At 72.3% G+C, this 14,801-nt stretch carries 10 protein-coding genes; 5 read left to right on the forward strand and 5 right to left on the reverse strand.

The genetic code is table 11. From position 1 onward, the window contains the following. Positions 1 to 27 precede the first annotated feature (27 nt). Positions 28 to 1,083 carry a glutathione S-transferase family protein gene (locus AC3WUG_RS10210; protein ID WP_492327547.1) on the reverse strand — a complete coding sequence of 352 codons (1,056 nt, stop codon included), beginning with the start codon at positions 1,081 to 1,083 and terminating at the stop codon, positions 28 to 30. 127 nt (positions 1,084 to 1,210) lie between these two features. Between AC3WUG_RS10210 and AC3WUG_RS10215 the strand changes: the two genes are divergently transcribed. Then, positions 1,211 to 3,040, forward strand: coding sequence for a hypothetical protein (locus tag AC3WUG_RS10215; RefSeq protein ID WP_492327548.1), 1,830 nt, complete (start codon positions 1,211 to 1,213; stop codon positions 3,038 to 3,040). Positions 3,041 to 3,077: 37 nt separating this feature from the next. On the opposite strand, the gene AC3WUG_RS10220 is transcribed toward AC3WUG_RS10215, so the two are convergent. The 4 genes from AC3WUG_RS10220 to AC3WUG_RS10235 form a co-directional block, all read right to left on the reverse strand. Continuing rightward, the gene (locus AC3WUG_RS10220) at positions 3,078 to 4,277 is read right to left on the reverse strand and encodes a hydroxymethylglutaryl-CoA synthase (protein ID WP_492327549.1); all 1,200 of its coding nucleotides are present in this window, start codon (positions 4,275 to 4,277) and stop codon (positions 3,078 to 3,080) included. Between the two features lie 214 nt (positions 4,278 to 4,491). Further along, positions 4,492 to 5,019 carry a hypothetical protein gene (locus AC3WUG_RS10225; protein ID WP_492327550.1) on the reverse strand — a complete coding sequence of 176 codons (528 nt, stop codon included), beginning with the start codon at positions 5,017 to 5,019 and terminating at the stop codon, positions 4,492 to 4,494. A gap of 22 nt (positions 5,020 to 5,041) precedes the next feature. Beyond that, positions 5,042 to 6,088, reverse strand: a complete 1,047-nt coding sequence (locus tag AC3WUG_RS10230; RefSeq protein WP_492327551.1) for a hydroxymethylglutaryl-CoA reductase — start codon at positions 6,086 to 6,088, stop codon at positions 5,042 to 5,044. An 84-nt stretch (positions 6,089 to 6,172) separates the two neighbouring features. Further along, complete coding sequence (locus tag AC3WUG_RS10235; RefSeq protein WP_492327552.1) at positions 6,173 to 8,533, reverse strand: protein kinase domain-containing protein; 2,361 nt, start codon at positions 8,531 to 8,533, stop codon at positions 6,173 to 6,175. 181 nt (positions 8,534 to 8,714) lie between these two features. On the opposite strand from AC3WUG_RS10235, the gene AC3WUG_RS10240 reads away from it, so the two are divergent. From AC3WUG_RS10240 to leuS, 4 genes are all read left to right on the forward strand, one after another. After that, positions 8,715 to 9,491: an LLM class F420-dependent oxidoreductase gene (locus AC3WUG_RS10240; protein ID WP_492327553.1), complete on the forward strand. Its 777-nt coding sequence runs from the start codon at positions 8,715 to 8,717 to the stop codon at positions 9,489 to 9,491. A gap of 130 nt (positions 9,492 to 9,621) precedes the next feature. Next, positions 9,622 to 10,356, forward strand: coding sequence for a metal-dependent transcriptional regulator (locus AC3WUG_RS10245; protein ID WP_492327554.1), 735 nt, complete (start codon positions 9,622 to 9,624; stop codon positions 10,354 to 10,356). A 156-nt stretch (positions 10,357 to 10,512) separates the two neighbouring features. After that, positions 10,513 to 11,745: an MFS transporter gene (locus AC3WUG_RS10250; RefSeq protein ID WP_492327555.1), complete on the forward strand. Its 1,233-nt coding sequence runs from the start codon at positions 10,513 to 10,515 to the stop codon at positions 11,743 to 11,745. A 52-nt stretch (positions 11,746 to 11,797) separates the two neighbouring features. Continuing rightward, a complete protein-coding gene (gene leuS, locus AC3WUG_RS10255; RefSeq protein ID WP_492327556.1) occupies positions 11,798 to 14,761 on the forward strand; it encodes a leucine--tRNA ligase in 2,964 nt (987 codons plus the stop codon). Positions 14,762 to 14,801 lie beyond the last annotated feature (40 nt).

Genomic DNA, 14,801 nt, shown 5'->3' on the forward strand with positions numbered 1-14,801 from the left:
ACCTCGCGCGGCGCGGCGGCGCCGGGGTCAGCCCGCCATCGACTCCGCGGTGTGGGCCGGGTCCACCTGCTCGCCCGACCGAACCGGGCCCGGCGGGGTGCCGTCGCCGAACGGGCGGCCGCCCAGCGACCCCCGGCCGTGCTCGGTCAGCCAGCCGCGCAGGTCCGGGCCGGCGGGGACGATCTGCGTCGGGTTGATGTCCTCGTGGACCACGTAGTAGTGCCGCTTGATGTGGTCGAAGTCGATCGTGTCGCCGAACCCCGGGGTCTGGAACAGGTCCCGCGCGTACGCCCAGAGCACCGGCATCTCGGTCAGCTTCGAGCGGTTGCACTTGAAGTGCCCGTGGTAGACCGCGTCGAACCGGACCAGCGTGGTGAACAGCCTGACGTCGGCCTCGGTGATGGTGTCGCCGACCAGGTACCGCTGGGTCGACAGCCGCTCCGACAGCCAGTCCAGGCGCGAGAACAGCCGGCGGTATGCGCGCTCGTACGCCTCCTGCGACCCGGCGAACCCGCAGCGGTACACGCCGTTGTTCACATCGGTGAACACCCTCCGCGCGACCTGGTCGATCTCGTCCCGCAGGTGCTCGGGGTACAGGTCGGGCGCGCCCGCGCGGTGGTACGCCGTCCACTCGGTCGACAGGTCGAGGGTCAGCTGCGCGTAGTCGTTCGTGACGACCGCCCCCGACGGCACGTCCACGATCGCCGGGACCGTGATGCCCTTCGGGTAGTCCGGGAACCGCCGGAAGTACGCGTCCTGGATCCGCGGGATGCCGAGCACCGGGTCCACGCCGCCCGGGTCCAGGTCGAAGGTCCAGGAGCGGGCGTCGTGCGTCGGGCCGCAGACGCCCATCGAGATCGCGTCCTCGAGGCCGAGCAGCCGGCGCACGATGATGGCCCGGTTCGCCCACGGGCACGCCCGCGACACCACGAGCCGGTACCGGCCGGGCTCGACCGGGTAGCCGTCCCGGCCGTCGGCGGTGATCCGCGTGGTGATGTAGCTCTGGTCGCGGACGAACTCCTCGCCGCTGGTGACGTACGCACCGGCGGTGCTGAACTCCTGCTGCGTGGGCTCGGGGGTCATGCCCCGATCATCCCCGACCCGGCGCGCCCGCGCCGCCCCGCGGGCCGTCGGGCGGCGGCGGCCTCGCCGGGCGTCGGTGGGCCTGCCTACAGTGGCGGGGTCCCCGTGTCCCCGGCCCCGGAGAGCTGTGCCTGCCGCACCCGCCCGCCCGACCCGTCCGCACCGGCCCCGGCCGTTCCGCGCCTGGCGCCCCGTCGCCGCGCTCGCCGCCCTCGGCCTGCTCGCCGCCTGCACCGGCGGGGGGACCGACGGCGCCACCCCCGACCCGACGCCGTCGGCCGTGACGCTGCGGTCGGCCGTGGCGCTGCCGGACGCCCCGACCACGGTCGTCCCCGACGGGACCGCGGCCGGGACGGCGCTCGCGGTGAGCGCCGCGCTGTTCGCCGAGGCGCCCGTGGCGGTGCTGGTCGCGGACGAGGCCCCGGCGGTAGTCGCCCCCGCCGCCACCGCGGCCGTCGCGCTCGGCTCGCCGGTGCTCGTCGCCGGCGCGGGCGTGGCCGACGAGCTCGACCGCCTCGGCACCACGGACGTGGTCGTGGTCGACGACGACGCGGACGGGCGCGCCGCGCTGGCCGCCGACCTCCCGGACGGGCTGCGGACCTACGGCGTCGACGCCGGGGACCCCGCGCTGGCCGACCTCGGGCTGGCCACGGGGGAGGAGCAGGAGGTGGACGCCGCCGGTCTCGTGGCGGCCGTCGCGCGGCTCGCCGGACCGGAGCCGGCGCTGCTGCGGGGCGCCGCGCGACCCGACGACGGCGCCGCCCCGACGGCGTCGCCCGACCCCGGGCCGACCGACGCGGGGCCCACGACGGACCGCGCCGCGTCCGACGCCGCCGACGCCGCCACGCCGGAGCAGGACGCCGTGCTCGGCCTGCCCACCACGACGATCGAGCCGCCCGCGGCCGCCGACGCCGCCGCCCTGCTCGTGGACACGCACGCCGCGCCCCCGGGCACCGCCGTCGCCGCCGCGACCGCCCGGGCCGCGGGCCTGCCGGTCGTCGACGTCCCGGGCGCGGACCCGCGCGCCACCTCCGCCGCCGTCCAGGCGCTCACCGGCGTGGACACCGTGGTCGCGGTCGGGTCGTCGTTCGGCGACGCCGCCCGCCTCGGTCCCCGCGTCGCCAGCGCCTCGACGGGCGTCGAGCTGCCGGGCGGTGGCCAGCTGGTGTTCCCGGACCCCGCGTCCGCGCCCGGCGTGGACGGCAAGCGCTACGTCGCGCTGTACGGCACGCCCGGCACCGCCGCGCTCGGCGTGCTGGGGGAGCAGGACGTCCCGGCGACCATCGCCCGCGCCGAGCAGACCGCCGCCCCGTACCGGTCGCTCACCTCCGACACCGTGGTGCCGACGCTCGAGGTCATCGCGACCATCGCGTCGGCCGCGCCGGAGCCGGACGGCTCGTACTCGCGCGCGCGGTCGGTCGACGAGCTGCGGCCGATCGTCGAGGCCGCGCAGGCTGCGGGGCAGGCGGTCGTCATCGACCTGCAGCCGGGCCGCACCGACTTCCTCACGCAGGCGCAGCAGTACGCCGAGCTGCTGGCGTACCCGCACGTCGGCCTCGCGCTCGACCCCGAGTGGCGGCTCGCGCCCGACCAGGTGCACCTGCGCCAGATCGGGTCCGTGGGCATCGACGAGGTCAACGCCACCGCCGACTGGCTCGCGACCTACACCCGCGACCGGCAGCTGCCGCAGAAGATGTTCCTGCTGCACCAGTTCTCGCTCCGGATGATCACCGACCGCGAGCGGCTGCACACCGGGCACGACGAGCTGGCCATGATCATCCACGCCGACGGCCAGGGGTCGCAGCCCGCGAAGGCCGGCACCTGGGCGACGCTGCACCAGGGCGCGCCGGACGTGCACTGGGGCTGGAAGAACTTCTACGACGAGGACACGCCGATGCTGGACCCGGCGCAGACCTACGCGGTGCAGCCGGTCCCGGACCTGGTGACGTACCAGTAGGCGCGGGCGCCGCCCCGGACGGGGCGGCGTCGCGTCGTCAGGCGACCGCGGTCGCCGCGGCCTCCGTGCGCTCGTACAGCCGCTGGTGCCCCGTGATCGCCGCGAGCCGGAACGGGCCGCGGGTCAGGCGCTCGACGTCGTGGTCCCCGCCGTCGACCGGGTTCACCGGGGCGACGATCCGCAGGTACTCGGCGTGCGACACCTCGTCGCGCTCGTCGAGCAGCCGGCGGTGCGCGGCGGCGCGCAGGTGCGCGCGGTAGCCGGGCTGGACCACGCCGGTGAAGAGCTCGCCGACGGCGCCGGAGCCGTAGGAGAAGAACCCGATGCGCGAGCCGCCCAGGTCGTCCGCCGCGTGGTCGAGCAGCGACGCCAGGCCGATGTACATCGACGCGGTGTAGGAGTTCCCGATCTCGCGGTTGTACCGGAGCGTGTCGGCGATCTGCGCGTCCATCACCTCGGCGTCGCGCGGGGCGCCGGCCAGGCGGGTCAGGTGCGCGTGCGCCTTCACCGCCATCTTGGTGAACGGCTGGTGGTAGACGAACGCGTCGATCTCGCCGAACTCGGCGCCGCCCTGGGCGCGGAAGTCCTGCCACGCGCCGGTCAGGGAGTCGGTGTACGCGCGGAGCGACAGCCGGCCGTCGACGACCGCGGTGGTCCGGTAGTTCGGGCGCCAGAAGTCCATGACGTCGGTCGTGTGCAGGCCCGAGACCGGCTCGATCGCGACCAGGCGCGGGTTCGCGGTGACCAGCATCGCGACGGCGCCGCAGCCCTGGGTCGGCTCGCCGGAGGACCCCACGTCGTAGCGGGCCACGTCGGAGCAGATGACGAGCACCTTCTGCTCCGGGTTCCGGGCCACGAGAGCCAGCGCCATCTGCAGCGCGGAGGTGCCGGAGTAGCAGGCCTGCTTGAGCTCCACGACGCGCGCGGCGGGGTTCAGGCCGAGCAGGTGGTGCACGTAGACGCCGGCGGACTTCGACTGGTCGATGCCGCTCTCGGTCGCGAGCAGGACGGTGCGGATCGCGGCCCGCTCCTCGTCGGGGAGGCCCTCCACGAGGGGGAGCGCGGCCGCGGCGGCCAGCGTCACGACGTCCTCGTCGGGGGCGCACACGCTCATCCGGTCCTGGCCGAGGCCCACCGTGTACTTCGCCGGCTCGACGCCGTGCACGGGCGCCAGGTTCGCCAGGTCGAGGTACCGGCCCGCGGTCGCGAAGGCCAGGTCGTCGATGCCGAGCTGCATGTCGGGGTGGGATCCTCTCCGGCTGGACGTCGTCCGCGGGCGGGTGACCCGGCGTCCGGCGGGCCCCTGACGCGGCCCGCCGTCGTCGGCGGTCACGCTGGGCCCGGACGACTGTAGCCCTGCGTGCGAGCACCGACCAGCGAGCGCCGGGACTCTTCACCTGCTCCACACGGAACGCGTGGGGTGCCCGGATTCTTCCGGTTCGTGAACATGGTCACATGGCGGGCGGTGCGAGGCGCGGCATCCCGCTGATGACGCGCGCGGGGGCGGCTCCCGCGGGGCCGCGGCGGACGACGACGAGCGCGTGACCGTCGCGCCGCGCCGCACGGGCCGTGAGGTCACCCATCCGGGCCAGCGCGCCGGGGACGCGCGAGCCGTCGGCCACCAGCGCGTCGGGGACGTGCTCGACGGTGTCCGGGAGCGCGGCGTCGTCCCTCGCGAAGCCCTCGCGGGACCAGTCGCCGAGCGTCGCCCGCGCGTGGCTCAGCCAGGCCCGCAGGGCCGCGACGGCGCGGGCGGGGTCGTCGGCGGGGTCGTCCGCGTCGAGCACCGCCGACTCGACGACGAGGTCGGGCAGCGACTCGGGCCCGGGGTCGGCGGCCCACCGCGACAGCACGCCGGTCGGGGCGTCGGCCGTGCCGGTGCGGGTGACCTCGAGGCAGTGCAGCGGCTCGTCGTCCAGCACGGGGGTGTACGCGAGCCGGGCCCAGGGGGCGCCCTCGTCGTCGGTGCTGCTGGTCATCGCCGGCCTCCCGCCGTCCGGGTCAGCCCTTCGCCGGCGCGCCGCGCTCCAGCGTGAGGTGCGCGGCCATCAGCTCGCCCGGGTTGGTCTGCGCCGCCATCAGCGACAGCTCGCCGCACAGCACCGTCGCCGCGCACAGCACCGCGAGCCGGCGGGCGTTGTCGCCGGGCTCGCGCTCCTCGCGGCAGCCGAGCCGGACCAGGTTCTCCTCGACGAAGTCGAGCCCCTTGCCGTTGCCGACCGTGCCGACGATCAGGTTCGGCAGCGTGCAGGAGAAGTACAGGTCGCCGTCGCGGACCTCGGCGTGGGTCAGGCCCTGGGAGCCCTCGACGATGTTCGCCGCGTCCTGGCCCGTCGCCAGGTAGAACGCCAGCAGCATGTTGGCGTAGTGCGCATTCGCCGACCGCAGGCCGCCCGCGAGCATCGTGCCGATCAGGTTCTTGCGGATGTTCAGCTGGACGACCGCCTCGGGCGTCGTGTGCAGGAACCGCTCGACGTGCCGGCGGGGGAGCACGATCTCGGTGACGACGTTCTTGCCGCGCCCGAGGATGCCGTTGACCGCCGTCGCCTTCTTGTCGGAGCAGAAGTTGCCGGAGATCGAGCCGTACCGGACGCCCGGGACGGTCGCGAGGACGTGGTCCATCAGCTTGTCGGCCGCGTTGGTCACCATGTTGTGGCCCGACGCGTCGCCGGTGGTCAGCTCGAACCGCACGAACAGCAGGTTCGCGGCGATCTGGACGTGCAGGTCGATGAGCCGCGCGAACCGGCTGCTCGTCGCGACGACGGCCGCCAGCTCCTCGCGCCGGGACGACAGGTGCTGCCAGGCGGCGAGCGCGGCCTCGGCGTCGTCGGCCTCCAGGAGCACGGAGCGGGACATCCGCTCGTCGACCAGCGTGGCCTTGATCCCGCCCTCGACCATCGTCGAGAGCCGGGCGCCGCGGCGGACCGACGGCCACAGCGGCGACTCGTAGGTCGCGAGCGGCACCTCGGTCTCGCCGGACATCACGTTGCCGCTGATCCGCAGGGGTCCGACCCAGCGCAGGGGGATCGGCGCGACGGCGTCGAGCACTGTGTACCTCCGATGTCCGGCGCCCGGACGGCGCGCCAAGACTCTAGGCCTAGGTGGCGCGGAGTTCACAAGCAGCTCGTGCTGTCATCCGAACTGAAAGTTGCCGACGGTGTCATCCAGTGCTGCAGATACCGACTCGAACCGTGCCCAGATTCCTTTCGTTGACACTGAAGCCCGGATGTAGACAGACTTGGACGAGGTGTCCTTTTCTGACACTTTCCACCCGCCGGATTTCAAACGCGCCAGCGATCGTTGCACCCGTTCGGGCATGAATTTTACGAGGCTCGACCGATCCTCGACGCCCGTCGCGTCCCAGCGCAGGAGGAGCTCGACCTTATCGCTGTCGATCTTGCCGCGAACCTCGACACGAATCCCGCTCATGCTAACGTACTCGATCGTCTCGTGGTCTTCGTCCCATCGCGAACCGCGGATCCTTGCACAGCGCGCGACGATTTCATCCGCGACCAGATCCGCATCTTCGATGGACTCGGGCGCCGCCTGCGCGATGGACAGGCGCTCCAGTTCCGCGCCAATGCGGTCGACTGGCCAGCGTGCGGGCTGCGCTTCGCGCGTGGCGCCACGGATGATGCGCGCAACACGGGTAGGTAGCGAAGTCCAGGCTGCGCCTCGCGGAATAGTAACGGCTCGCAAAATCCTATCTTCGAAGTCCTCGAATCGCTCCGCATGCATTTCTGGCTCCTGGCCAGAGCAAAGAAATAGCAGGGTCATCCCGATGCCAAATGAGTCAACCGCGGCGTTCCGCGTGGACACTTTCAACGTGGGGTTGAGTTGCTCCGGTGCTAGGTAGCCAAGGGAACTCCCTGCGGCAAGAACGGACCGCTGCCGTGCGCCGTCAAAGGTTGAAAGATCGAAGTCGAGGACGACGACCTCCCAATCCTCGCGCCTTCCCCATCCGCCTCTGAGCATGATATTAGCCGGCCGGACATCTCTATGAAGTACACGTTCGGGCAGCGAGTGCGCGCGTGAGATGATCGAGACGAGCGAGCTACCGACCCAGAGGATGTCAGCCCAGTCATCGAGTAGTTGGGAGTCCTTCGCAATTCCGAGGTCCGGGCCTTCTACCCATTCCATTGCCACGAAAGCCGGTATCTCAGAGGCGTCGTGAAAGGTAACCATCCCGGGAACGCCACGCTCGCCCAAGATGCGCATCGCGTGCACTCCGCGCCGGAACGACTTCATGAGTTCGGCATTGGTCCGATTCTCGGCCAGGAGAACCTTGATTGCGATTTGGCTCCCGTCAGGAGTGAGTGCGCGATACACTTGTCCAAACGCGCCGCTCTTTACCGCCTCGATCAGCGTGTTTCCCATTAGTTTGTGATCGCGGCTGTTCGTGTACCAGGCGCCGTGAATCGCCTGGTCGTACTCGATCACGAACTCGTCGTAGAGCCTGTCGGCTCCATCCATGGCAAGAAGCTGCTTTGCACGCGAGTTCAACGCGTAGCGAACGTCTTCGAGTGGTTGTGTCATGAGTTCAGCCACGGGAGGGAGCGCGGTGGCGGGGACCGCGGTGTCGGAGATAACGTGAGGGGCAGTTGGTTCCGGAGCGATCGCTCTCCCCAAATCTTGCAAGATGTCGTCGACAATCTTGTGACCGTGGGTGCTGTCGTAGGGCAGTGTGCGGATCCCTACTCTCTCCGCCCAAGTTCGAACTTTCGGGTCTGTGCGGTCGGTGATCCAGTAGTGCGTCTGCCCCAGGATGTCGTCGGAGGTTAGCGTGGCAAGCGGGCCGCCGATTGCGACGTCTTCCGCGCTGATACCGATAAAGAGAACGGTAAAAGAAGTGAACAGCGCTCGCATAAATTCCCTGTAACTGCTGGTGTGCAGGCGGGCGAGTTCGGTTTGTGTGAAAACCCACGTCCCCGGGTCGTCGGTGTTGCCGTGAAGGTTTATCAAGAACGGGTGCCCGCTGTACAGAACGCGTCGCAGCCTGGGTGCGGATGCCCCCGTCATCGATTTGAGTTCGCGTCCAGGGAACGCCTTGGAAAACCCCATAGACGCAAATGGGTCGAGATTGGGTGTAACGACTCCGGCTATGGGGCCTCTCCACAGCGCGGAGTACGTCGCAGGGGCTTCGGCGCCATCAGGCAGGGCGAGCGCGGTGGAGATCGTGGCCGTGTAGGTGGCGTCACCGAGCTCCTGCTTCAGCAACTGGAATGCGGCCCAAGGTGAAAGGTTTCCCGAGGCGGCGTCCGCGATGGCCGACAGGCGGTCAGACTCGGCTCTGGTTCCGGCCTGGGAGGCGAGGATCCTCACCTCGGCAACCAGTCGACCGCGGAGTGCGTTCCAAGTCGGGAGGCCAGCGGGTGCGCTGAGGCCCGCTCCGACAACCGCGACGAGTGGTGGTGTGCCGACCCCTGCTGTCTTCCGCAAGTCCTGGTATGCGGGGAGGACTTCCATCTGCTTAAGCGAGATCGGTGTCGGCACGTTGTCTACCCTCGAGTCGGGATCCGGCGATGGGACTTTAGGGAGGTTTCGGCCGCCGTGGAGGTGCTTCCGGCCTTCTTCACCCTGCTGGCCCAGTGGGGGTGTCTGAGCCGCCGTGCTGGACCCTGCGCAACCCATCGCTCGTTCTCTGTGCCCGCCCGCGCGGACGTACGGTCTCCTCATGACGCGACCGCTCCGCATCGGAGTCCAGATCCAGCCCCAGCACGCCGACTACGCGCAGATCCGGGACGCGGTGCGCCGCGCCGAGGACCTCGGCGTGGACGTGATCTTCAACTGGGACCACTTCTTCCCGCTCTACGGCGACCCGGACGGCAAGCACTTCGAGTGCTGGACCATGCTCGGCGCCTGGGCCGAGCAGACCAGCCGGGTGCAGATCGGCGCCCTGGTGACCTGCAACTCGTACCGGAACCCCGAGCTGCTGGCCGACATGGCCCGCACCGTCGACCACATCAGCGGCGGCCGCCTGATCCTGGGCGTCGGCGCCGGCTGGTTCGAGAAGGACTACGACCAGTTCGGCTACGAGTTCGGCACCCCGGGCACCCGGATCGCCGAGCTGGCGTCGGCGCTGCCGCGGATCAAGGCCCGCCTCGCCGCCGGCAACCCGGCGCCGACCCGCGACATCCCGATCCTCATCGGCGGCGGCGGCGAGCGGAAGACGCTCCGGGTCGTCGCCGAGCACGCCGACGTGTGGCACTCGTTCGGGGACCTGGACACGCTGACCCGCAAGAGCGCGATCCTCGACGAGCACGGCGAGGCCGTCGGCCGGGACACCGCGGCGCTGGTCGAGCGCAGCGTCGGGGTCAGCGCGCCGCCGGCCGAGGTGGCGGCGCCGCTGGTCGAGGCGGGCGTGACGCTGTTCACCGTCGGCGTCGGCGGCCCGGACTACGACCTGTCCCTGGTCGAGCAGTGGGTGGCCTGGCGCGACGCCCAGGGCTGACGGCGGCCGCCGAGGTCGTCGGTCCCGCCCGAGGTCGTCGGTTCCGCACCCCCTGCGGTGGACGAGACCGACGACCTGGGCGGGCGCGACTCGCGTGGGGTGGTCGGCGCGGGGCCCTAACCTTGTCCGCGTGAGCGAGACCAGCGACCTGACCCCCGTGGCCCAGGACTACCTCAAGGTGGTCTGGACCGCGCGCGAGTGGTCGTCGGCCCCCGTGACCACCAAGATGCTCGCCGGGCGGCTGGGCGTCGGCGCCTCGACCGTGTCGGAGACGGTGCGGCGGCTCGCCGACCAGGGCCTCGTGGAGCACGCGCCGTACGCCGCGATCACGCTCACCGAGGAGGGCGTCCGGCACGCGGTGCAGGTGGTCCGCCGGCACCGGCTGATCGAGACGTTCCTGGTCAGCGAGCTCGGCTACGCCTGGGACGAGGTGCACGACGAGGCGGAGGTGCTGGAGCACGCCGTGTCGGACCTCATGGTCGAGCGGATCGACGCCCGACTCGGCCACCCGACGCGCGACCCGCACGGCGACCCGATCCCCGCGCCCGACGGCACCGTGCCGACGCCCGCCGCGGACATGCTCTGGGAGCTCACCTCGGGGTCGGGCCGGATCGCCCGGATCTCCGACGCCGACCCCGGCCTGCTGCGCTACCTCGCCTCGGTGGGCGTGGTGCTGGACGCCCGGGTCGAGGTCGTCGAGCGCCGCGACTTCGCCGGGATGATCGCGGTGCGGGTGCTGCCTGTCGCCGGCGGGTCGGTCGCGGACGCGGCGGCCGAGGCCGTGGGCGCCGCCGCCGAGGCGCGACCGGTCGAGCTCGGCGAGGTCGCCGCGCGGGCGATCTGGGTGCTGCTCGACACCCCCTGACGCGCGCGGTCGCCACCCGGGACGGACCCGACCGGCCGGTAGGCTGGCGGCACCGGACTCCTCGCCGACGCGGTCTGCCGGGACGGGCCGCCGCACCCGGCGCTCTTGCCGCCGGGTTCCACGCGGTCCACCGACGACGACCGCGGGGAGCCGCACATGCACACGAGCACGCCGGGCACCGGGCCCGCCGTCGACACCGACGTGGTCCTGGACCCGAGCCTGGTCCGCCGCCGCGCGCGGCTGCCGCTGCTGGCGCTCGCGCTCGGCGGGTTCTCGATCGGCACCACCGAGTTCGCGACGATGGGCCTGCTGCCGCTCATCGCGGAGAACCTCGACGCCACGATCCCCGAGGCCGGCCACGCGATCACCGCGTACGCGCTCGGCGTGGTCGTCGGCGCCCCGCTGCTGACGACGATCGCCGCCCGGATGGACCGCCGGAAGCTGCTCCTGCTGCTCATGGCCGCGTTCACCGTCGGGAACGTGCTGTCGGCGCTCGCGCCGTCGCTCGGCTGGCTGGTGGCGGCGCGGTTCGTCGCGGGCCTGCCGCACGGCGCGTTCTTCGGCGTCGGCGCCGTGATGGGCGCGCACGTCGCCGGGCCCGGCCGCCGCGGTCAGGCGGTCGCCACGATGATGGCCGGCCTGACGATCGCCAACGTCGTCGGCGTGCCGCTGTCGACGGTGCTGGGGCAGGTGTTCGGCTGGCGGGTCGCGTTCGTCGCCGTGGGCGTCCTCGGCGCGCTGACGCTGCTGGCGCTGCTCCGGTTCCTGCCGGGGCTGCCGGTGCGGGACGGCGCGACGGTGCGGGCGGAGCTCGGCGCACTGCGCAACGGCCGGCTCTGGGTGGCGTGCGCGGCGGGCTCGATCGGGTTCGGCGGCATGTTCGCCGTGTACTCCTACGTCTCGCCCCTGCTGACCGAGGTCACCGGGCTGGCCGAGGCCTCGGTGCCGATCGTGCTCGCGCTGTTCGGCGTCGGCATGACGATCGGCACCCTGCTCGGCGGGCGGCTGGCCGACCGGTCGGTGGCGCGGACGGTGCTGCTCGGCTTCGCGTCGACGATCGTCGCGCTCGTGCTGATCGCGGTCCTCGCGCAGTGGGTGGTCCCCGGCGTGCTGGCGATCGTGCTGCTGGGCGTCACGACGCAGGTGCTCGGGCTGTCGCTGCAGGCGTGGCTCATGGACCTGTCGCCGTCCGCGCCGTCGCTCGGCGCCGCGCTGTGCCACTCCGCGCTGAACGCCGGGAACGCGTTCGGGGCCTGGGTCGGGGGGCTCGTGATCGCGGGCGGGCTCGGCTACGTCGCGCCGGCCTGGGTCGGGGCGGGGCTGACCGTGATCGGCCTCGTCATCTCGGGGGTCGTGCTGGGCGGGGCAGCGCGGCGGCGCACCGCCTGACGCGCTCCGGCGCCGGTCCGACGGCGGCTCCGCGCGTCGATAGACTTCCCCGGTGACGTCGCCCGCCAGCACCCAGCCCGATCCCGCCTCCGCCCCGGCCACCGCCGGCGGCCAGCACGTGCCGTTCCGGTACACCGCCGAGCTCGCCCAGCAGATCGAGCTCCGGTGGCAGGACGAGTGGGTCGAGCGCGGCACGTTCTTCGCGGCGAACCCGGCCGGCAGCGCGCTGACCGACGGCGACGGCGCGCCGGCCCCCGCGGGCGCCCGGCCGTTCTTCGTGATGGACATGTTCCCGTACCCCTCGGGCGCGGGCCTGCACGTCGGGCACCCGCTGGGCTACATCGCGACCGACGTCGTCGCGCGGTTCCGCCGGATGCAGGGCGACAACGTGCTGCACGCCCTGGGATACGACGCGTTCGGCCTGCCCGCCGAGCAGTACGCCGTGCAGACGGGCCAGCACCCGCGCGCCACCACCGAGGCGAACATCGAGATCATGGCGCGGCAGCTGCGCCGGCTCGGCGTCGGGCACGACCCGCGCCGGTCGTTCGCGACGATCGACCCGGGCTACGTGCGCTGGACGCAGTGGATCTTCCTGCAGATCTTCGAGTCCTGGTACGACGAGGACGCGGTGCGCCCCGACGGCGGCACGGGCGCGGCCCGGCCGGTGTCGACGCTGGTCGAGGCGTACGAGTCCGGCGCGCGCGAGGTCCCGGAGGGCATCGACGGGGTGCCTGCGGGCGCGGCGTGGTCCGACCTGGACGCCGTGCAGCGCCGCCGCGTCGTCGACGCCCAGCGCCTGGCCTACGTCTCCGAGACGCCGGTCAACTGGTGCCCGGGCCTGGGGACCGTGCTGGCCAACGAGGAGGTCACCTCCGACGGCCGGTCCGAGCGCGGCAACTTCCCGGTGTTCCAGCGCACGCTGCGGCAGTGGAACATGCGGATCACCGCGTACGCGGACCGCCTGGCCGACGACCTGTCGCTCATCGACTGGCCGGAGAAGGTCACCGCGATGCAGCGGAACTGGATCGGCCGCTCCGAGGGCGCGCACGTCGACTTCGAGGTCACCGACGCCGACGAGCCGCTGACCGTCTTCACCACCCGCCCCGACACGCTGTTCGGCGCGACCTACGTCGTGCTGGCGCCGGAGCACCCGCTGGTCGACGCGATCGTCGCCGACTCCGAGCCGGCGTGGGACGAGGACGTGCCGGAGGCGTGGCGCGGGGGTGCGGCGAGCCCGGCCGAGGCCGTCGCCGCCTACCGCCGCGAGGCCGCCGCCAAGACCGCCGTCGAGCGGCAGGCCGACGCCGGCCGCAAGACCGGCGTGTTCACCGGCGGCTACGCCCTCAACCCGGTGAACGGCGCCCAGCTGCCCGTGTTCATCGCCGACTACGTCCTCATGGGCTACGGCACCGGCGCGATCATGGCCGTGCCCGGCGGCGACACCCGCGACTTCGCGTTCGCCGAGGCGTTCGGGCTGCCCGTCGTGCACACCGTGCAGCCGCCCGAGGGCCACGAGGGCGCCTGGACCGGCGACGGCGCGATCATCAACTCGTCGAACGACGAGATCAGCCTGGACGGCCTGTCCGTCGCGGACGCCAAGACGCGGATCGTCGACTGGCTGGCCGAGCGCGGCGCCGGCTCGCGCACCACGACCTACCGGCTGCGCGACTGGCTGTTCAGCCGCCAGCGCTACTGGGGCGAGCCGTTCCCGATCGTCTACGACGAGAACGACCTGCCGATCGCCATCCCCGAGCAGTCGCTGCCCGTCGACCTGCCGGACGTGCCGGACTACGCCCCGCGCACCTTCGACCCCGACGACGCCGACTCCTCGCCCGAGGCGCCGCTGAGCCGCAACGACGACTGGGTGCACGTGACGCTCGACCTGGGCGACGGCCCGAAGGTCTACCGCCGCGACACCAACACCATGCCGAACTGGGCCGGGTCGTGCTGGTACTACCTGCACTACCTGGACCCGACCCACGCGACCGACCAGGTCGTCGACCCCGCGCTCGAGCAGTACTGGATGGGCCCGGGCCACAACCCCGGCGACACCCACGGCGCGGGCGGCGTCGACCTGTACGTCGGCGGCGTCGAGCACGCCGTGCTGCACCTGCTGTACGCCCGGTTCTGGCACAAGGTGCTCTACGACCTGGGCCACGTCAGCAGCCGCGAGCCGTTCTACAAGCTGTTCAACCAGGGCTACATCCAGGCGTACGCCTACACCGACGTGCGCGGCGTGTACGTCCCCGCCGCCGAGGTGGTCGAGGACGAGTCGGTGGAGTCCGGCTTCACCTGGAACGGCGAGGAGGTGTTCCGCGAGTACGGCAAGATCGGCAAGTCGCTGAAGAACGCCGTCTCCCCGGACGAGATGTACGCCGAGTACGGCGCGGACACCCTGCGCGTCTACGAGATGTCGATGGGCCCGCTCGACCTGTCCCGCCCGTGGGAGACCCGGGCCGTCGTCGGCGCCCAGCGGTTCCTGCAGCGCGTGTGGCGCAACGTCGTCTCCGAGGAGACCGGCGAGGTCACCGTGGTGGATGACGAGCCAACGGTCGAGACGCTGCGCGTCCTGCACCGCACCATCGCCGAGGTCGGCGAGGACATGCAGGGCATGCGGATCAACACCGCGATCGCCAAGCTGATCGTCCTCAACAACCACCTGACGTCGCTGCCCGCGGTGCCGCGGTCCGTCGCCGAGCAGCTCGTGCTGATGACCGCGCCCGTCGCGCCGCACCTGGCCGAGGAGCTGTGGTCCCGGCTGGGCCACGAGCGGTCGCTCGCGCACGAGCCGTTCCCGGCCGTCGACCCGCAGTACCTGGTGCAGGACTCCGTGACCTGCGTGTTCCAGGTGCAGGGCAAGGTCCGCGGGCGCGCCGAGGTCGCACCCGACGCCGACGAGGCCACGCTGCGCGAGCTCGCGCTGGCCGACCCGGGCGTCCAGCGGGCGATGGCCGGGCGCGACGTGCGCACGGTGATCGTGCGGGCGCCGAAGCTCGTCAACGTGGTGCCGGCCTGACGGTGCCGGCGGGCGTCGGCGCGTCGTCGGCCGGGCGCAG

Source organism: Cellulomonas sp. EB106-03-03-XG116 (assembly GCF_058792015.1).